We start from the raw sequence: 18,106 nt of genomic DNA, 5'->3' as shown, positions 1-18,106 counted from the left end.
GCCTAGCGACGACGGCAGCGAGCGGTTACTTACCGAGTTTTCTGCGCTGCACCCGCGTGCGGCGAAGCAGCTTACGGTGCTTCTTCTTCGACATCCGCTTACGCCGCTTCTTGATTACTGAACCCATAACTCCGCTATCTGTGCTGGATTGCCCGCGGCCCGAGTCCGCCATGACCAGGCATATGCATTAACCCGGTCACTCTACCCGGCTGGGCACGTCGAACACCAAAGCCGGTGCGGCGACCGGACGGCCGCGAGACGTAACCCACTGCGACGCCGCGCGGGCATGCCTTCGCAAGCGTTGACGTGTCGCTGCCGGGACGGGGCGACCGACCCCTAGCCGGCGTCGAAGTAGGAGCTCTCCAGCATGTCGTGCACGGCCTTGGCGTGCACACGGAAGGACCGGCCGACGCGGACCGCAGGCAGTTCGCCGTTGTGCACCAGCCGGTAGACCGTCATCTTGCTGACCCGCATCAGTGCTGCCACTTCCGCAACGGTCAGGAATTGCGTCCGGGGCTGCTGGCCGTCGGCGGAACCCGTGTCTCGTCCCGCCTTACCGCCAGCCGATGGCCCGTTCATAGACGTCATCGCAACCCAATCGTCAGGCTCCTGCAGTCCCAGCGGCTTCCCCTCCGCTGGCACCAATCAGGTGCATACCAACAAGGAGAATAGCGGGACTAGTGTGATTATTGCGACGGGTGGTGGCAATTAAATAAAATTCTATAAATTACTCGGATGTAATTCTTAGCTGCTCAGAGCGTGTTTTCGCGGCTCGCACCGCCTCGTCGACGGCCGCTCGCAAACCGTGCTTTTCCAATTCCCGCAGCGCAGCGGCGGTTGTGCCGCCGGGCGAGGTGACAATGGCCCGCAGCCGGGCCGCAGTGGTGTCCAGCGACAGGTCGCGCCGCGAGTCCGCGCCCGTTCCGCGGTCCTGTTCCATCCGGTCCAGCAAAAGGGCCGCCGAACCTGCCACAGTTTGCGCGACGAGCTCCGTCGACACCGCGCGACTCAGCCCCGCTCCGACTCCGGCGTCCACCAACGCCTCGATCATCAGGAAGATATACGCTGGGCCCGAGCCCGAGACGGCCGTGACGGCGTCCATGTGCTCCTCGGAGACCGTCAGCACCGCCCCCACCGAGTCGAACAGCGCCGCGACCTCCTTGAGCTGTTCAGGGGTCGCAAAACGGCCGGCGGCCATGGCACTGATCCCCGCCCCGACCAACGCCGGCGCATTGGGCATCACCCGGACCACCGGAGTGCCGGCCAGCAGCTTGGATTCCAGGTAGGCCGTCGTGACGCCGGCCGCAACGGTGATGAACACCTGATCGGGGCTGTCGTGCGCGGCCGCCGCGGCGACCTTGCCGATGTCACCGATCACCGAACCGACGTCGGAGGGCTTGACGGCGATGATCACGAACGTCGCGTTCTCGACGGCATCGGGCAGCGACGTCACCAGCACGCCGTAGGTGTCGGCCAGGTAGCGGGCCCGGTCGGGGCTCTTCTCGGCCACCACCAGGTCCTTGACCTGCCGTCCGGCCCGCAGCAAGCCCGACAGCAGGGCCTCGCCCATGCTTCCCCCACCGACGAGCGCGATTCTGGCCATGTCGCTCAGCATGGCAGACGCGTGTGACTTTTGTTGCGAGGGCGGGCACCGCCGCGAAACAGAACCTAGGGCTGCGAATGGCGGGGCGGTTTCAAGGTTTGGTTGCAACAGTGGTTTCTGTCGGGGCTGACAGTAGTGCGTTGAGGCGGTTGGTGGGGTTGTCCCAGCCGAATCGTTTCCGTGGGCGACCGTTGAGTTCGTCGGCGACGAAGCTGAGGTGTTCAGCCGAGTGGATCGACAGGTCGGTTCCCTTTGGAAAGTATTGCCGCAACAGGCCATTGGTGTTTTCGTTACTGCCTCGCTGCCAGGGTGAATGCGGGTCGCAGAAATAGATCTCAATGTCCGCGGCGAGGCTGATCCTGGCGTGCTGGGCCATCTCGTGACCTTGGTCCCAGGTCACGGTGCGACGCAGGGTGGGCGGCAGTTCGGTGATCGCGGCGATCATGGCGTCAGCGACCATTTCAGCGCTGCGGCTGGCGGGCAGATGTAGCAGGCGCACATAGCCCGTGGAGCGTTCGACAAGGGTGCCGATCTGGGAGGCCTGGTTTTTACCGATGATCAGATCACCCTCCCAATGCCCAGGCACGGCCCGGTCGGCGGCCTCAGCGGGGCGCTCAGAGATGTTGACCATGCCCGGAATACGGCCACGACCGTCAGCGGCGCGGACTCTGTTACGGGGTTTGCGCAGCCCACGCCCGGTGCGTAGGCATTGGGTCAGCTCGCGACGCAGCTCACCGCGTCCTTGCACGTACAGCGACCTGTAAATGGTCTCGTGGGACACCTGCATCTCCGGACGGTTGGGATACATCGTGGCTAGCTCGCCGGCGATCTGTTCGGGGCTGTACTTCTTGAGCAACAACGTTTGCACCTTGTCGTGCAACCCCGGGCAGCGGGCCAGCTTGCCAGCCTTGGGGCGACGCGCCCGCTCTTCGCTGCGGCGCTGAGCGATCCGCGCCGAATAACCCGACTGAGCATCCCAGCCACCACGGTAAGCGCCGAACCGATGCAGGGCCCGATAGCGGCCTGTGCGATTGCGCGCAGCACCGTTGATAGCGATCTCACGCATGATCGTCGACGGCGCCCGCCCCAACCGACCAGCGATCGAGCGGATCGACTCGCTCTGCGAGGTACCGATCATGATCTGCTCACGCTCACTTGGTGACAGCCGCGGCCGAATTCGGCCCTGCGGCTCGTGCATTCGTGGATTCACACCACCAAATCTGCGGAACCACTTCCTGCCACACGTCGCCGACACGCCGACCGCAGCGCCGGCATCTTCCGACGACCACCCATCAGCAATCAACACCCAAAACCGACGCTGCACCGACAACACCTGAGGCTGCCCGGCCATCAACACTCCTCACCGCAAAGTGTTGCAACGACCCCCTGAGCCCAAGCGGCGAATCACAGCCCAGGCTTCTGTTTCGCGGAGAAGGCGGTCAGCGGGCCGCGGGCACCATCGCCAGCTGGCGGCTCTGCACGATGATGCGGCCGGTCGAATCGACGACGGTGTGGTCCTCGTCGAACCAGTCCTGACCGATCTGCACGCAGGTGCAGACCACCCGCAGCCACCCGTCGGCCGGCAGACCCCGCAGATACGACGTCAGCTGGACCGTGGGCGCCCAACCGGTGCGGTCGACGGCGAAGCTGACCGGCGCCGAGATGTCGCCGCACATCAGCGCGAACAGCACGTCGGGAGCCACGTCGCGGGGCCGCACCCAGTTCTGGATCACCGGCGGCTTGCCGTCGGTGGACAAGCCCAGCGTCGAGTCGAGCGTCCGGATGTCGCAGCCCTCGGCCAGGTTGACCAACCCGCGCAGCCGGTGACCGGGTTCGACGGCCGCGATCTCGGCGGGCGGTTCGGGATCCATCAGGCCGACGGCGGGGTTCGCCGACAGCAGCGGCGGCGCCATGTGCTCCGGCTCCCCCAGCGTGACGACGGCGTGTACGGCGGCGCGGTCCCCCTGGATGAGCTCGACGTCGACGACGCTGATCCGGCGACCGCGTTTGCGCATCGAGGTGAGCAGCCGCATCGGGCCGGGATCGGGTGCCGACAGGAAGCTGGCCGAAATCGCCACTGGCTCAACGGGTCCGCCGTGGGCGCTGCGAGCGGCGTTGGCGCACAACGCCACCATCACCCCGCCGTGCACCTTGGGTCCGATCGTCCAGATCTTGTTCAGCTCGCCCTCGTAGACACTCTGGACGCCGTCGGTCTCGATTTCGCGAAGCTGCATCGCCTCGGTGAATGGCGCGGTCAAGTCAGTGGGTTTCCTTGTGAATCAACGCAATAGGTTCTTACGCGCGAATTGCAGCGACTCGACCAGGATGGCCTCCCGCTCGTGCACCGAGCGCGCCGACGACGTCGACACCTCCAGCACGACGTGGCCGGCGAAGTCACTCGTCGCCAGCATCTGGCACACCTCGACCGTCGGCTGGGTGCCACGGCCCGGCGCCAGATGCTCGTCCGCGGGCAGGCCGGTGCCGTCGCACAGGTGCAGGTGCACCAGGCCGTCGCCCATCCGCTCGGCCATGTCGATGGCATCGGTGCCCGCGGTCGCGGAGTGCGACAGGTCCAGCGTGTAGTGCGCGTGGTTGCCGTCCAACGGGTCGTAGGACGGCGCGAACGCCGAGATGCCCGGCCCGGGACCGCCACCGCGACGGCGCATCCGCTCCTTGGTCTGGCCCGGGAAGAACCGGTCGGTGCGGAACGGGAACATGTTTTCCACGGCGACCAGCACGTCGCTGGAGGCCTCCAACTCCGCAACCTGCTCGGTGAAGCCCTCGACGTAGCGCCGCTGCCAGCGAAACGGCGGATGCACGACGACGGTCTGCGCGCCGAGTTGCTCGGCGGCCTGCACGCTGCGGTCCAGTTTGGCGATCGGGTTGGCGCCCCACACCCGCTGCGAAATCAGCAGGCACGGCGCGTGCACGGACAGCACCGGCATCCGGTACTTCCGCGACAGTTTGGCCACCGCGTCGATGTCCTGGCTGACGGACTCGCCCCACACCATCAACTCGACGCCGTCGTAGCCGAGGTTGGCTGCGAATTCGAAGGCGGCCTCGGTCTTCATCGGATAGACCGAGGCCGTCGACAGTCCGACCTTGATTGCGGGGCGCACGTGAATTCGGCTGTGGCCTAGCGGGATTGCAACAACGCCAGGGGCCCCAGCGTGACCAGTGCCCCCACTGCCACCGCGATCAGCGTGCTGCCGATGTCCTCGGTCTTGCGCACCACCCGCACACCGATCACCAGGCCGAGGATGACGAGCACAGAGAGCACCAGCGCGACGATGTTGTTCCACAGCCATAGCTGATCGAACGCGATGAACAACCCGGCTCCGAAGGCGACAGCCAGGAATGACTGCAGCACAACCATTCCGGTGAAGCGCATGTTGTCCGACCGCGACCAGGTGTGCTCGTCGTCGGCGTCGTCGTCCGGATAGTCGGCCTCGGCGACGTCGTCAATGTCGGAAAAGCCTGCGCTCGAACGCGATTCGGCATCGCCCTTGTCGGTCGAGGACCGCAGATAGGAGCGCACGTAGGCGGAGTCTTCGATGGCCGGCTCGGCGTCACGGACGTCGGTGTCCATCACGTCGACCGACATACCGGCGTAGTCCTCGAGTGGGTCGGGGTTCATCCCCTCGGCGCCGGACCGGTCGATCGGCTTCTCGTCGCGCGGCTCGGGCCGATCGGACTCGGCGCGGACGTTGTTGCGCACCGGGCGTGGGTAGGCGCTGCGCTGCGGGCGCGCCTCGCGCGCCTTGGCGGTCGACTCCTCGCGGGGCCGCGGCGGCGCGGACGCCGGCCAACGCGGCTCGGGCTCCGACCAGAACGCCTTCTCGGCCGGCTTCTCCTCGACGGGGGCGGGCGGCTCGACGACCTCTTCGCGGACGCGCGTGGCCCCGTTGGCGCGGTGTGCGCGCGGCTCGGGGGCCGGGCGCTCCTCGGGGGCCTGGTGCTCCTCGGCGTCGGGATCGGTGTCGTCGGTGATGATCGGGATTTCGCCGGTCAGCTCGGCGACGGTGACCGCGTCGGAGTTGCCGCGCCGGCGGCGACGGCGGGCGGGAGCGGGAGCGCCGTGGGTGCCGTTCTTGGCAAGCAGCTCGGCGACAGAGATCGGTCGGGTCGTGTCGTTGGGTCCGGTCATTTCTTGCCGCCGTTCCGATTGGCTCGCTGGCTTCCAGCATCCCGCACGGACGTCTCTACGAAGGCAGTTCCGTCAGCTTCGCTGTCGAGTTTGCGCAAAATGAGACCTTCTCTCAGCGCCCACGGACAGATGTCCACCGTTTCAATCGACAGCGCTCGCATACTTGCCTCTGCGACCAGAGCTCCCGCCACGATTTGCGGCGCTCGCTCGGCGCTCACCCCTTCCAGTTCCGCACGATCAGCGGTCGTCATCCTAGAGATGAAAGATATGAGTTGTCTGAGGCCATTCAGCGTTAGCGTGCGCTTAACCCGCGGCCCCGCCGCCGATGGCGCGGCACCAGTCAGACGGGCCAGCGAGCGGAATGTCTTCGACGTCGCGACGGCCAGATCCGGGCTGCCGGCATCGAGCATCTTGGCGGCCGCGTCGGCAAGCTCGGCGTCCAGCCAGTCGCGCAGCATGCCCACGCGGCGGCGCCCGGGTGGGTCGTCGCTCAGCCATTCACGGGTCAGCCGGCCGGCACCCAGCGGCAACGACATCGCCACCTCGGGCTCCTCGTCGACGCCGTTGGAAAGCTCCAGCGAGCCGCCACCGATGTCGAGGTTGATGATCCGGCCCGCGCTCCAGCCGTACCACCGGCGCACGGCCAGAAACGTCAGGCGCGACTCGTCCACGCCGCGCAGCACCTGCAGCTGTACCCCGGTCTCTTTGCGCACCCGGGACAGCAGGTCATCGGAGTTCTTCGCGTCACGGACCGCGGATGTGGCGAACGCCATCAACTCGGCGCAACCGGAACTGTCGGCGATCTTCTCGAACTCCTCGATCGTCTCGATCAGCTTGTCGGCGCCCTTGCGGGTGATCTTGCCGGAGTTGTCGATCGACTCGGCGAGCCGGAGCGTGGCCTTGGTCGAGCTCATCGGCGTCGGGTGCCCGCCGCGGCGTGCGTCCACCACAAGCAGGTTGACCGTGTTGCTGCCGACGTCCAGAACACCTAATCGCACGAGACACAACCTTACGTGTGGGCAGCGAGGCCAAAGATTGGTCTACCGTTAAAACTGTGGCAAGTGCGCAGCCAAACCATCCGGGCGAAGTCGAATTGGACTTTGCCCGTGAGTGGGTCGAGTTCTACGACCCGGACAACCCCGAACATCTGATCGCCGCCGACCTGACGTGGCTGCTGTCGCGGTGGACGTGCGTGTTCGGCACGCCGGCGTGTCAGGGGACGGTCGAAGATCGCCCCGACGACGGGTGCTGCTCGCACGGCGCGTTCCTGTCCGACGACGACGACCGGGCCCGCCTCGACGACGCGGTGTCCAAGCTGACCGACGACGACTGGCAGTTCCGCGAAAAGGGTTTGGGCCGAAAGGGTTATCTCGAACTCGACGAGCACGAGGGCGAGGAGCAGTTCCGCACCCGCAAATACAAGGGCGCCTGCATCTTCCTGAACCGGCCGGACTTCGCCAACGGTCAGGGCTGCGCGTTGCACTCCAAGGCCCTGAAGATCGGCGTGCAACCGCTGACAATGAAGCCGGATGTGTGCTGGCAGTTGCCGATTCGCCGTAGCCAGGAGTGGGTGACGCGGCCCGACGGCACCGAGATCCTCAAGACCACGGTCACCGAGTACGACCGCCGCGGCTGGGGTGCCGGCGGTGCGGACCTGCACTGGTACTGCACCGGCGACCCCGCCGCCCACGTCGGCGCCGACCAGGTCTGGGTGAGCATGGGACCCGAGCTCACCGAACTGCTCGGCGAGAAGGCCTACGCCGAGCTGGCCGCAATGTGCAAGCGGCGCAGCGGTTTAGGCCTCATCGCGGTGCACCCGGCGACCCGAGCCGCCGAGTAGGGCGTCAGCCTTCCAGCTTGTAGCCCAGACCGCGCACCGTCACCAGGTGGATCGGGTTGGCCGGGTCGGACTCGATCTTCGACCGCAGTCGCTTGACATGCACGTCGAGGGTCTTGGTGTCACCGACATAGTCGGCGCCCCACACCCGGTCGATCAACTGGCCACGAGTCAGCACCCGTCCGCTGTTGCGCATCAGGTATTCGAGCAGGTCGAACTCCTTGAGCGGCAACGTGATCGGCTCGCCGTTCACGGACACGACGTGCCGCTCGACGTCCATCCGCACCGGACCGGACTCGAGCACACCGTCGGTGACCTCGGAGTCGTCGTCGCCGCCGCGGCGCAGCACCGCCCGGATCCGCGCGATCAGCTCGCGGGCCGAATACGGCTTGGTGACATAGTCATCCGCGCCCAATTCGAGCCCGACGACCTTGTCGATCTCACTGTCGCGCGCGGTCACCATGATGACCGGCACGCTGGACCGCGACCGCAGCTGCTTGCACACGTCGGTACCCGACATGCCGGGCAGCATCAGGTCGAGCAGCACGATGTCGGCGCCGGCGCGGTCGAACTCGGCCAACGCGGTCTGGCCGTCGGTCACCACGGTGGCCTCGAAGCCTTCCTTGCGGAGCAGGAACGCCAGCGGGTCCGCCAGCGATTCCTCGTCCTCCACGATCAGGACACTTGTCACGGGCGCGACTCCATAATCAGACAGCTCATCGGTGTAGTTCTTCCTCTCGTTGGGGCTCCCTGGTGGGCTTCATGGGGCGCGATTCGCGCTCGGGTGGCAAGTCGGTGGGCTCGGTTTCGCCGGCGTAGGCCGGAATCGACAACGTGAAGGTCGACCCGGTCCCGAGCTGGCTCCACAGCCCGATGCTGCCGTTGTGGTTGGCGGCGACGTGCTTGACGATCGCCAGGCCCAGGCCGGTGCCGCCGGTGGCACGCGAGCGGGCCTTGTCGGCGCGGAAGAACCGCTCGAAGACCCGTTCCTGGTCTTTGCGGTCGATGCCGATGCCGCGGTCGGTGACGGCGATCTCGATGTTGTCGCCGCGACGGCGCCGGCTGATCGACACCAGTGAGCCGCGCGGGGAGTAGGCGATTGCGTTGGAGATCAGGTTGGCCAGTGCGGTGACCAGCAGCGCTTCTTCGCCGTGCATCTGCAGGCCGCTGGCGTCGTCGGTACGCACGACGATGTCCGCGTTGTCGGCGGGGACCTTGTGTCGTGAAATCGCTTCGGCGACAACGTCATCGACGTCGACGGCGCCCATGTCCGGCATCCGCTCGGCGCCCTGCAGCCGGGACAGCTCGATCAGCTCGGTGACCATGCTGCCCAACCGGGTGGCTTCGACGAGCACCTTCTCACCGAAGCGCCGGACCGTCTCGGGGTCGTCGGCCGAAGACAGCAGCGCCTCGGCGAGCACCGACATCGCGCCGACCGGTGTCTTGAGCTCGTGGCTGACATTGGCCACGAAGTCGCGGCGGGTGGCCTCCATGCGGGCGTACTCGGAGTGGTCGTAGACGAAGACCACGGCGAACCGGCGGTCCTCCTCGCTGAGCAGCCGCGCCTGCCCGTGCACCGACAGCCCCGCCCGCCCCGGCACCTGGCGCTTGCCGGGCAGCAGGTCGAACTCGACGTCGGCGCCGTCGGCCAGCGTCTTGCGGGCGGCCTTCCAGGCCTCGTCGTCGAGCTGCCGCTCGCGCACCAGCCCCAGCTCCTTGGCCCGGCCGTTGTGATAGACGACGTCGCGGTGCCGGTCGACGACGGCGGCACCCAGGGGCATCAGCGCGACGATTCGTTCCAGCATCTGAGCGACGGTGATTCCGGCGGCCTCGACGGTCACTCGTTGCCGTCGCTCCAGCGCCCGCGGCGCCCAACGGGCGCCGACGGTGGCTCCAACGGCCAGGGCCGCGAGGAACATCACCCCGGCCAGTGACAGGGCCGAGAACACGGTCACGTGAAAAGCTTACGATTACGGTGAACGCCAACCCAGCAGCACAAGGCCAAAATCGGTCATGTCACACGCCGCGAGACAGGTGTTCGGTGCCCGTTTACCCGGCGTTTGCCGAGTTGCTGTGAAACGCAGTTATTTCGCGCCTTGGCTGGCCACCGCGGCCGCGCCGGCTGCCGCGGCGTCGGGGTCGAGGTAGCTGCCGCCCGCCGTGAGTGGGCGCAAATTGGCGTCCAGGTCGTAGCGCAAAGGAATTCCGGTCGGGATGTTCAACCCGGTGACCTCGTCGTCGGACATCCTGTCGAGGTATTTCACCAGGGCGCGCAGCGAATTGCCGTGCGCGGCGATCAGCACCGTCTTACCCAACCGCAGGTCAGGGATGATGACGTCGGTGAAGTACGGCAGGAACCGGGCCACCACGTCGGCCAGGCATTCGGTCAGCGGGCCACCGTCGATGTCCACGTAGCGCGGGTCGGCGTCCTGGCTGTACTGGCTGCCCTCCTCGATCGGCGGCGGTGGGGTGTTGTAGCTGCGCCGCCACGTCATGAACTGCTCGTCGCCGTAGCGTTCCTTGATCTCGGACTTGTCCAGGCCCTGCAGCGCGCCGTAATGCCGCTCGTTGAGCCGCCAGGTGCGGTGCACCGGGATCCATAGCCGGTCGGCGGCGTCCAGGGCGATGTGCGCGGTGGTGATCGCGCGACGAAGCAGCGATGTGTAGAGCACGTCGGGCAGCAGGTTGTGCTCGGCGAGCAGTTCGCCACCGCGGACCGCTTCGCGGCGGCCCTTGTCGGTCAGGTTGACGTCCACCCATCCGGTGAACTGGTTACTGGCGTTCCATTCGCTCTCACCGTGGCGGAGCAGAACCAGCGTCGCAGCAGCGTCTCCCATGCCGGGAAGTCTCTCACCCCGCACGTCTTGGTCGCTGAGGGTGTCGACGCCCGGTGAGGCGAGTCACACCACTTCCATCGCACTTGATACTGCATTACAGTTAGTCCGTAAGTGAGTATCACAACGAGGTGAGAGGATTCCGATGAGCGAGAAGACCACGTGCATCGTCGTAGGCGGCGGCCCCGCCGGAATGGTCGCGGGCCTGTTGTTGGCACGCGGCGGCGTCGACGTCACGGTGCTGGAGAAGCACGACGATTTCCTCCGCGACTTCCGTGGCGACACCGTGCACCCGTCGACGCTGCGGCTACTGGATGAGCTCGGCCTCTTCGAGCGATTCGACGCGCTGCCGCACTCCAAGCTCACGGGCTTCAACTTCGACCTGCCCGACGGCCGGACAGTCCCCGTCGTCGACTTCACCCGCCTGCCGATGCCGCATCCCTACATCGCGATGGTCCCGCAGTGGGACCTGCTCGACCTACTGGCCGACGCCGGCCGCGACGAGCCGCACTTCACGTTGCGGATGGGCACCGGCGTCACCGGGCTTCTCCATGAGGGCGACCGGATCACCGGGGTGCGCTACGACGGTCCCGACGGTCCGGGAGAGCTGCGCGCTGACCTGACCATCGCCTGCGACGGCCGCTGGTCACTGTGCCGGCGTGAAGCCGGTCTGGTCCCCCGCGACTACCCGGTGAACGCCGACATCTGGTGGTTCCGGCTGCCCCGAGTCGACGGCATCGGCGACACGCTGCTGCCGCGATTCAAGGACGGCCTGTTCCTGGGTGTGATCCCCCGTAAGGACTACCTGCAGGCCGGCTACTTCCTGCGCAAGGGCGCCGACGCGCGGCTACGCGCCCGCGGCGTCGAAGCGCTACGTCAAGAGATCGTCACCGTACTGCCCGAATTGTCCAGCGCGGTAAGCGAACTCACCTCCATGGATGACGTGAAGCTGTTGGACATCAAGATCAACCGGCTACGCCGCTGGTACACCGACGGGCTGCTGTGCATCGGCGATGCCGCGCACGCGATGTCGCCGGCCGGTGGGGTCGGCATCAACCTCGCCGTGCAAGACGCCGTGGGCGCGGCGACCCTGCTGGCCGCACCGCTTCGCGACACCCGGCTCACCACAAAGGATCTGGCGGCGGTGCAGCGGCGGCGCATGCTGGCCGCAGCCGGAATTCAGACCCTGCAGCGAGGCATCCACAGGGTCATGGATCGCGCGATCGACCGGCGCTCGCGCGGGTCGAGCAAGCTGCTGCCGATCCTGGCCCGATTCCCACAACTGTCGGTGATACCGGCTTACGTGATGGGCGTGGGCTTGCGCCCGGAACACGCCCCGGCCTTCGCCCGCCGCTCGCCACAACCGACATCGGCAACAATGGACCGATGACGACGACGGCCAACGACGTTCCGACCGAGGTGGTCGACGCGGCTTTACGGGCCGCCGAGAACCTCGGCCGGGATGTGGCCGACGTGTCGCTGGTCGCGATCGCCCGCGAGGCCGGGATGTCGCGCAGCACGCTGCTGCGACGCCTCGACGGCTCGCGCCAGCCGCTGGACGACGCTGTGCGGGCCGCCGGTGTGGAGCCAGGTGGTCGACCGCCGGTGCGCGAACGCGCGATCGTCGCGGCCGGGGCCGTCATCAGTGACCGCGGACTGGCCGTGGTGACATTGGAAGCTGTTGCTGCACAAGCTGATTGTTCGGTACACAGCCTCTACGCCGCGTTCGGCGGACGGGACGAGTTGCTGCGCTCGGTGTTCGACCGATACGGCCCGATCGTCGATCTAGAGGAAGCGGTTGCCGACCCGAATGACGACCTCGCCACGACCGTGCACCGGATCTACCGGTTGCTCGCGGAGGTGTTCAGTCGCGAACCGCGAGTCGCTCCGGCCATGCTCGCCGAGGTGCTGGCCCGACCGACCGGTCCGATGGTGCAGACGCTCGCGGAGTACATCGTGCCGCGCATGCTGGCCGGTCCGGGCCAGTGGCTGGCCAGTGAAGTTGCGGCCGGGCGAATTCGAGATCTCCCGATTCCCTTGCTGATTCAACAGATGCTGGGGCCGATCGCGGTGCATACGATGGCGCGCCCGGTACTGGACCACGCGCCCGAAGTGGAGCTACCGGACCTCGACGAAGCCTGCACGGTGTTCGCCGACAACTTCCTGCGCGCAGTTGCGACCTAATCGTCGTCCTCGTCGTCTTCGATCAGATGCGCGAAGGCCTCGAGGTTCTTCAGCGATTCACCCCGCGACACCCGCCACTCCCATTCCTTCTGGATCGACGAGCGAAAACCCAACTCCAGCAACGTATTGAAGTCATTGTCGACCGCCTCGAGCACCTGGCCGAGGACCCGGTCGATTTCCGCGGCATCGACCGATGCCAATGCCATTCGGCCGACCAGATAGATGTCGCCGACGTTGTCGATGGTGTACGCGACGCCGTACAACCGGCGGTTGCGCTTCAGCAGGAACTTGTAGACGCCCTCGTGGTTCTCGTCGGGCTTGCGGCAGACGAACGCCTCCACCCGCACCGAATGCTCGCCGATGCTGAGGATGGTGTTGGTCTTGAGCCGACGCTCGCCGGGCAGGGCGACGACGAGACCCGGCAGCCCGCCGTGCGCGCCCTCATGGCGGCTGTACTCCAGATCGCTGGTCTCCAGGGTGTCTTCGATCAGCCGCTGGACGTGGGTGATCGGGGCGCCGCTGTCGCCGTTGCGGGCCGTCATGCCCACGCCTTGCGTCGCGACGGCCGACGGCCGGCCTGGGCGCTCCGGCGGGCCGACGGCAGCGGCCGCACGGCACGTCGGGCGTCGAAATCAGCAATGGCGCGGCGGTAGCTGGCCAGCAGCGAGTCGACGGTGCTGTCCCAGGAGAACGCCTCGGCGTGCTCGACAGCCGCCCGCGCGAAGGCGCCCGGCCCGCGCTGCAGCGTCTCGTCGATGGACTGCGCCCACCGATCGGCGTCATGGCCGGGGACCAGCGTGCCGGTCACCCCGTCGCGCACCGCCACCGGCAGGCCACCGACGTCGGCGGCGACCACCGGGGTGCCGCAGGCCTGGGCCTCCACAGCGACCAGCCCGAAGGATTCCGAGTAGCTCGGGACGGCCACCAGATCGACCGCCCGGAACACATTGGCGAGGTTTTCCCGCGACTGCGGGGGCAAGAAAGTCACCCGGTCGGAGATACCCAATTCGGCCGCGAGCCGAACCAGCCCGTCCGGAACGGCCAGCCCACTGCCCGACGGTCCACCCGCGACCACGATGTGCACCCGCGGCAGTTTGGCCGCCGCGCGCAGCAACACGTCGGGCCCCTTGAGCGGCTGGATGCGACCGACGAACGCGACCACGTCGCGATCAACGGGCAACCCGAGCGAGGCGCGCGCCGCGCGCCGGTCACCGGGCCGGAAGACGTCAAGGTCGACGCCGGGATGCGCGATGTCGATCCGGGCGGGATCGGCGTGATGCAGTGAAACAAGTTGCGCGGCTTCGTCTTTGGTGTTCGCGATCAACCGGTCGGCCTCGTCGACTACCTGCTGCTCGCCCACCACGCGCAGCGCCGGCTCGGGCGTATCACCCTCGGCCAGCGCGGCGTTCTTGACCGCGGCCAGGGTGTGCGCGGTGTGCACCAGCGGCACCGACCACCGGTCGCGGGCCAGCCAGCCGACCTGACCGGACAGCCAGTAATGCGAATGCACGATGTCGTAGTAGCCCGGCTCGTGCGCGGCCTCGGCCCGCAACACCCCGGCCGTGAATGCGCACAGCTGGGTGGGCAGGTCGTATTTGTCGAGGCCCTCGAACGGGCCAGCCACCACGTTGCGCACCAGCACGCCCGGTGCCACCCGCGCGATCGGCGCATCGGTGGACGCCGTCGCGCGGGTGAAGATCTCCACCTCGACGCCGCGGCGGGCCAGGTGCAGCGCGCTCTGCAGCACGTACACGTTCATGCCGCCGGCATCCCCGACGCCGGGCTGAGCCAGCGGCGAGGTGTGCACCGCGAGCACCGCGACGCGACGCGGATTGATCAGATCAGAGGAGCCCACCCAGCCATCTTTGCAGCACCCGGTCCAGGCCCAGGTCAGGCGGGTGTCTCGACGTCAACCTCGTAGACGGGCAGCGGCGGAGCGGCGCGGCGCATGGCGCCCAGCGGGTCGGAGTACAGCCCGGCCAGCGACACGACGCCGGCGCCGGACTCCTGCACCCGGTTCCCGAACGCGGTCACCCGAATGTCGCGCGCGGGCAACACCAGTCGGGCCTTGTAGGCCTCCTCCACCTTGGCCATGCCCTCGGGATATTCGGTGAAGGCCTGACCGCCGACCACCAGGTCGTCCGGGTTGAGCAGATCACGAAGCAGCGCAACGGATTCGCCGAGCACGCGGGCCCGCTCGTCGAGCAATTCCTGGGCCTGCTTGTTGCCGCCGCGAGCCAGCTTCAGCACCTCGGTGACGGTGCCACCCGATGCGCCGGTGTGCGCCGGCAGGATCCGCAGCCGGCGGGCCGCCGCCACCACGGCCTCGTCGCTGACCGTGGACTCGAGCAGACCCGTGCCGCCGAGCAACGCGGACTGCGCGGGCAGGTTGGTGATGGTGCCCGGGCCACTCGCCGGGCTGTGCACCCGGCCGTCGATCATCAGCGCGTAGCCGACGGTCTCGCGGGCATAGACATACAGGCTGGTCGAGGAGTTCGGACCGAAGCGGCGCATGCCGAGCAGCAGTTCGGCGGCGGCCATCGCATCGACGTGCGAGGCGACCGACACCGGCAACTCCAGCGCCTCGGCGATCGCCGGGCCGACCGGAGCGTCGCGCCAGCCCAATCGGGCGTGGTCGACGTGACCGCTGGCGGCGTCGACGGTGCCACCGATCGCGACGCCGACCCAGAGCGCCCGCCGGCGGTGCCAACGGCGCAGGTAGCGACGGGCTCCGTCGGCAAGCGCGGCCAGTGCCGGGCCCTGCGCGGTGCGCGGCGTCGGGGTTTCGACGGCGTCCAGTGTGCGGCCGAACAGGTCGGTGGCCACGATGCTGGTGGTCCGGGCGCCGATGTGGATGCCAAGGGTCAGGAACGGCTCGTGGTTGACCTCGACGGGCACCCGGGGGCGCCCGATCGCCCCGGAAACGGCCAGGTCAGCGCGTTCCCGCAGGATTCCGGCATCCAGCAGGGCGATGACCTGGCGGTTGACCGTCGCGATGGACAGCGAGGTGACCTGGGCGATGACGTCGCGGCCGATCGGCCCGCGCAGCCGCACGGCCCGGAAGACCGAGGACGCGGCGGCGTCGGAGAGTTGCAGCGAGGGGGCGATCACGCGGTGCCGGCCCGGGCCGCGGCGGCGCGCGGCCGCGAGTGGGTTGTGCTGATGCGAAGTGAAAGTTGTTGAACGCATTGGTGTGTCCTTGTCCGAGTTCCGATGGCGGTCTGGGAGCCGCACACCGTCGCGAGCGCGTTAGCGCTACAGCTCAGGCGCGGCTGATTGCGCGGCAACAACACGCGCAGCCCGCGCAACAACACGCGGGTAGACAGCCGAACAGGGTGCTGGAGTACACACCGAGGAATTTAGCACGGTTACTAGAGTCCTTCAGATGGGTTCCACTGATCCGCAATCGACGTCCTCCGCCCCCGAAACCGGCGACCGGCCCGTCGCCGTCGTTACCGGCGCCAGCGCGGGTATCGGCGAGGCGACCGCGAGAACCCTTGCCGCACAAGGCTTTCACGTCGTCGCCGCGGCGCGCCGCGAAGATCGCATCACCGCACTGGCCGCCGAGATCGGCGGGACGGCAATTGTGGCCGACGTCACTAGTGACGCCGCGGTGGACGCGTTGGCGCAGCAACTGGGCCGGGTCGACGTGCTGGTCAACAACGCCGGCGGCGCCAAGGGCCTGGCGCCGGTGGCCGACACCGACCTCGAGCACTGGCGCTGGATGTGGGAGACCAATGTGCTGGGCACGCTACGGGTCACCCGCGCGCTGCTACCCAAGCTGATCGACTCCGGCGACGGCCTGATCATCACCGTGACGTCGATCGCCGCGCTGGAGACCTACGACAACGGCTCGGCCTACGTCGCGGCCAAGCACGCGCAAGGCGCGCTGCACCGCACGCTGCGCGGCGAGCTACTCGGAAAACCGGTGCGGCTCACCGAGATTGCGCCCGGCGCTGTCGAGACGGAGTTCTCGCTGGTGCGCTTCGACGGCGACAGGGACCGCGCAGACGCGGTGTATCAGGGGATCACGCCGTTGACGGCGGGCGACGTCGCCGAGGTGATCGGGTTCGTGGCGTCTCGGCCGTCGCACGTCGACCTCGACCAGATCGTCATCCGGCCCCGTGATCAGGCGCCGGGGTCGCGGTTCAACCGCCGGGCCCCGCAGGACTAGGCGTCGTCGTCGGGGTGCCCGACAGTGACGGCGCGTCGCGCGGCGTAGCCGGGGCGCTGCGCGGGATCGACACCGGCGCCGGCTTGGCGCCGCTCGGCTTGGGCAGCGCCGACATGCCCACCCAGGTGTCCCAGTCGACGGCCCAGTCCCAGATGTCGCCGTCGGCGTAGGACAGTTCGATGCGGCTGCCGGTGACCTCGACCGGGTCGCCGTAGATCGCGCTGGCGAAGTACTGCTCGGCGTCGGCGGTGGACAGGTTGACGCAGCCGTTGGTGACGTTGCTGTTGCCCTGCGCGCCCGCGCTGCTCGGGTTGGCGTGGATGAACTCGCCGTTGTTGGAGATCCGCACCGCCCAGCGTTCGTGGACGTTGCTGTAGCCCGCCGCGGGGTTGGACATGTAGAAGTCCGCGTACTTCTCGCTGACCACGTGGATGCCGTTGCGGGTGACGTTGCGAGCCTTGTCGCCCTCGCCGTAGCTGCACGGGAAGTCCATGATCACGCCCTCGTCGCGGACCACCTGGATGCGGTGCGACGAGACCTCGGCCTTGACCACTTGACGGCGGCCGATCTCGATCTTCAGGCTCATGTCCTGCTTGCCGTAGGCGTCGTCCCCGAAGGCCAGCCCGTAGAGCTTCGCGTCGACGTTGACCTTGGTCCCGGCCGGGTAGTACTCGCGGCTGCGCCAGTGCACCCGCGCGCCGCCGACCTCGTCGGGCAGCCACGCCCAGCTGCCCTCGACGGGCGGCTCGGTGGTGATCGTCAACGCCTTCTCGACGGCGGCCTTGTCGGCGATCGGCCCGTCGAATTGGATGATGATCGGCGCCGCGACGCCGACGGTCTGACCGTCGGCCAGCTGGAACCCGCCGTCGATGACCTTGGTGGGCGCGATGGTGCTGACCTCGCCCTTGACCGCGACGGGCTTGCCGTCGTGGCCGACGGCCGAGCCGCTCCAGGTGTAGGTCGCGTCGTAGCCCAGTGGCTCGGTGACCGTGTAGAGCGTGCGGTCGCGGTTCAGGGAGCCGGCGACGACCTTGCCGTCGGCATTGGTCAGCGCGACGTGCTGGAACCAGCCGTCGCGGACCTCGACGCTGATCGGTGTCGTCGGCAGCACCTTGGTGGCCTTGTCGGCGGGCTTGAACGTCAGCGCGGCCTCGGCGGGCGGCTTGGCCTTCTCGGCCTCCTTGCTCGACCCATTACTGCAGGCCGCCAGCACGCTGGGCGCGAAGACGCCGACCGCCAGGGTCGTCAGGGCCCGGCGCCGAGTGACCGGCGAGACGCCGCGCTCCGTGTTCACGACATCACGATACCGGCGGCGGCGACCTTCCCA

The 18,106-nt window shown here is 67.9% G+C and carries 19 protein-coding genes; 4 read left to right on the top strand and 15 right to left on the bottom strand.

Annotation, left to right across the window (positions count from 1 at the left end; translation table 11 throughout):
- Positions 1-25 precede the first annotated feature (25 nt).
- The 8 genes from PT015_RS21160 to PT015_RS21125 all read right to left on the bottom strand — a co-directional run bounded on the left by PT015_RS21160 (position 26) and on the right by PT015_RS21125 (position 6,748).
- Positions 26-127, bottom strand: coding sequence for a 30S ribosomal protein bS22 (locus tag PT015_RS21160; RefSeq protein ID WP_003402602.1), 102 nt, complete (start codon positions 125-127; stop codon positions 26-28).
- 209 nt (positions 128-336) lie between these two features.
- A complete protein-coding gene (locus PT015_RS21155; RefSeq protein ID WP_285187016.1) occupies positions 337-588 on the bottom strand; it encodes a cell division/environmental response transcriptional regulator in 252 nt (83 codons plus the stop codon).
- Between the two features lie 139 nt (positions 589-727).
- Complete coding sequence (gene proC, locus PT015_RS21150) at positions 728-1,603, bottom strand: pyrroline-5-carboxylate reductase (protein ID WP_285187014.1); 876 nt, start codon at positions 1,601-1,603, stop codon at positions 728-730.
- Between the two features lie 91 nt (positions 1,604-1,694).
- Complete coding sequence (locus PT015_RS21145) at positions 1,695-2,954, bottom strand: IS30 family transposase (protein ID WP_285185748.1); 1,260 nt, start codon at positions 2,952-2,954, stop codon at positions 1,695-1,697.
- Positions 2,955-3,042: 88 nt separating this feature from the next.
- Entirely contained in the window at positions 3,043-3,861 is an 819-nt protein-coding gene (locus tag PT015_RS21140) for a thioesterase family protein (RefSeq protein WP_285187013.1), read from the bottom strand.
- Positions 3,862-3,882: 21 nt separating this feature from the next.
- The gene (locus PT015_RS21135; protein WP_285187012.1) at positions 3,883-4,722 is read right to left on the bottom strand and encodes a sugar phosphate isomerase/epimerase family protein; all 840 of its coding nucleotides are present in this window, start codon (positions 4,720-4,722) and stop codon (positions 3,883-3,885) included.
- Between the two features lie 17 nt (positions 4,723-4,739).
- Positions 4,740-5,750, bottom strand: a complete 1,011-nt coding sequence (locus PT015_RS21130) for a hypothetical protein (protein WP_285187011.1) — start codon at positions 5,748-5,750, stop codon at positions 4,740-4,742.
- Positions 5,747-6,748 (bottom strand): Ppx/GppA phosphatase family protein, encoded by a 1,002-nt coding sequence (locus PT015_RS21125; protein ID WP_285187010.1) that lies wholly within the window; start codon positions 6,746-6,748, stop codon positions 5,747-5,749. Before PT015_RS21125 ends, PT015_RS21130 begins: the two co-directional genes overlap by 4 nt.
- 56 nt (positions 6,749-6,804) lie before the next feature.
- On the opposite strand from PT015_RS21125, the gene PT015_RS21120 reads away from it, so the two are divergent.
- Complete coding sequence (locus PT015_RS21120) at positions 6,805-7,590, top strand: hypothetical protein (RefSeq protein WP_285187009.1); 786 nt, start codon at positions 6,805-6,807, stop codon at positions 7,588-7,590.
- Positions 7,591-7,594: 4 nt separating this feature from the next.
- Here PT015_RS21120 and regX read toward each other — a convergent pair whose 3' ends face one another.
- The 3 genes from regX to PT015_RS21105 all read right to left on the bottom strand — a co-directional run bounded on the left by regX (position 7,595) and on the right by PT015_RS21105 (position 10,424).
- Entirely contained in the window at positions 7,595-8,278 is a 684-nt protein-coding gene (regX, locus tag PT015_RS21115) for a two-component sensory transduction protein RegX (protein WP_285187008.1), read from the bottom strand.
- Between the two features lie 25 nt (positions 8,279-8,303).
- The gene (locus PT015_RS21110; RefSeq protein ID WP_285187007.1) at positions 8,304-9,542 is read right to left on the bottom strand and encodes a sensor histidine kinase; all 1,239 of its coding nucleotides are present in this window, start codon (positions 9,540-9,542) and stop codon (positions 8,304-8,306) included.
- 129 nt (positions 9,543-9,671) lie between these two features.
- Positions 9,672-10,424, bottom strand: a complete 753-nt coding sequence (locus PT015_RS21105; protein ID WP_285187005.1) for a phosphoglyceromutase — start codon at positions 10,422-10,424, stop codon at positions 9,672-9,674.
- Positions 10,425-10,566: 142 nt separating this feature from the next.
- Here PT015_RS21105 and PT015_RS21100 point away from each other — a divergent pair, with 142 nt between their 5' ends.
- Positions 10,567-11,811, top strand: coding sequence for an FAD-dependent oxidoreductase (locus PT015_RS21100; RefSeq protein WP_285187003.1), 1,245 nt, complete (start codon positions 10,567-10,569; stop codon positions 11,809-11,811).
- Positions 11,808-12,605, top strand: coding sequence for a TetR/AcrR family transcriptional regulator (locus PT015_RS21095; RefSeq protein WP_285187001.1), 798 nt, complete (start codon positions 11,808-11,810; stop codon positions 12,603-12,605). The genes PT015_RS21100 and PT015_RS21095 overlap by 4 nt, the downstream gene beginning before the upstream one ends.
- Here PT015_RS21095 and PT015_RS21090 read toward each other — a convergent pair.
- From PT015_RS21090 to PT015_RS21080, 3 genes are read right to left on the bottom strand one after another with little or no spacing between them, the layout of a single operon-like run.
- Positions 12,602-13,147 (bottom strand): type III secretion system chaperone family protein, encoded by a 546-nt coding sequence (locus PT015_RS21090; protein WP_285186999.1) that lies wholly within the window; start codon positions 13,145-13,147, stop codon positions 12,602-12,604. The two genes, PT015_RS21095 and PT015_RS21090, sit on opposite strands and share 4 nt — an antisense overlap.
- On the bottom strand, positions 13,144-14,460 hold the full coding sequence (gene mshA, locus PT015_RS21085; RefSeq protein ID WP_285186998.1) for a D-inositol-3-phosphate glycosyltransferase: 1,317 nt from the start codon (positions 14,458-14,460) through the stop codon (positions 13,144-13,146). The genes PT015_RS21090 and mshA overlap by 4 nt, the downstream gene beginning before the upstream one ends.
- A gap of 35 nt (positions 14,461-14,495) precedes the next feature.
- Entirely contained in the window at positions 14,496-15,794 is a 1,299-nt protein-coding gene (locus tag PT015_RS21080; RefSeq protein ID WP_285186997.1) for an ROK family protein, read from the bottom strand.
- 196 nt (positions 15,795-15,990) lie between these two features.
- Here PT015_RS21080 and PT015_RS21075 point away from each other — a divergent pair, with 196 nt between their 5' ends.
- A complete protein-coding gene (locus PT015_RS21075) occupies positions 15,991-16,779 on the top strand; it encodes an SDR family oxidoreductase (RefSeq protein ID WP_285186996.1) in 789 nt (262 codons plus the stop codon).
- On the opposite strand, the gene PT015_RS21070 is transcribed toward PT015_RS21075, so the two are convergent.
- On the bottom strand, positions 16,754-18,073 hold the full coding sequence (locus PT015_RS21070; protein WP_285186995.1) for a L,D-transpeptidase: 1,320 nt from the start codon (positions 18,071-18,073) through the stop codon (positions 16,754-16,756). The genes PT015_RS21075 and PT015_RS21070 overlap by 26 nt on opposite strands.
- Between the last annotated feature and the right edge of the window lie 33 nt (positions 18,074-18,106).

The sequence above is a fragment of the Candidatus Mycobacterium wuenschmannii genome, from assembly GCF_030252325.1.
GTDB lineage: Bacteria > Actinomycetota > Actinomycetes > Mycobacteriales > Mycobacteriaceae > Mycobacterium > Mycobacterium wuenschmannii.
Note: the sequence above shows the minus strand (reverse complement) of the source record. Positions and strands in the feature narration are given on the sequence as shown.

What these genes read in the sequence shown, in the direction of transcription:
- PT015_RS21095 (WP_285187001.1), top strand. Translation starts at nt 11,808, where the DNA reads ATGACGACGACGGCCAACGACGTTCCGACCGAGGTGGTCGACGCGGCT.
- PT015_RS21075 (WP_285186996.1), top strand. Translation starts at nt 15,991, where the DNA reads ATGGGTTCCACTGATCCGCAATCGACGTCCTCCGCCCCCGAAACCGGC.
- PT015_RS21090 (WP_285186999.1), bottom strand. Translation starts at nt 13,147, where the DNA reads ATGACGGCCCGCAACGGCGACAGCGGCGCCCCGATCACCCACGTCCAG.
- PT015_RS21145 (WP_285185748.1), bottom strand. Translation starts at nt 2,954, where the DNA reads ATGGCCGGGCAGCCTCAGGTGTTGTCGGTGCAGCGTCGGTTTTGGGTG.
- PT015_RS21130 (WP_285187011.1), bottom strand. Translation starts at nt 5,750, where the DNA reads ATGACCGGACCCAACGACACGACCCGACCGATCTCTGTCGCCGAGCTG.
- PT015_RS21155 (WP_285187016.1), bottom strand. Translation starts at nt 588, where the DNA reads ATGACGTCTATGAACGGGCCATCGGCTGGCGGTAAGGCGGGACGAGAC.
- PT015_RS21080 (WP_285186997.1), bottom strand. Translation starts at nt 15,794, where the DNA reads ATGCGTTCAACAACTTTCACTTCGCATCAGCACAACCCACTCGCGGCC.
- PT015_RS21100 (WP_285187003.1), top strand. Translation starts at nt 10,567, where the DNA reads ATGAGCGAGAAGACCACGTGCATCGTCGTAGGCGGCGGCCCCGCCGGA.
- PT015_RS21105 (WP_285187005.1), bottom strand. Translation starts at nt 10,424, where the DNA reads ATGGGAGACGCTGCTGCGACGCTGGTTCTGCTCCGCCACGGTGAGAGC.
- proC (WP_285187014.1), bottom strand. Translation starts at nt 1,603, where the DNA reads ATGGCCAGAATCGCGCTCGTCGGTGGGGGAAGCATGGGCGAGGCCCTG.
- PT015_RS21160 (WP_003402602.1), bottom strand. Translation starts at nt 127, where the DNA reads ATGGGTTCAGTAATCAAGAAGCGGCGTAAGCGGATGTCGAAGAAGAAG.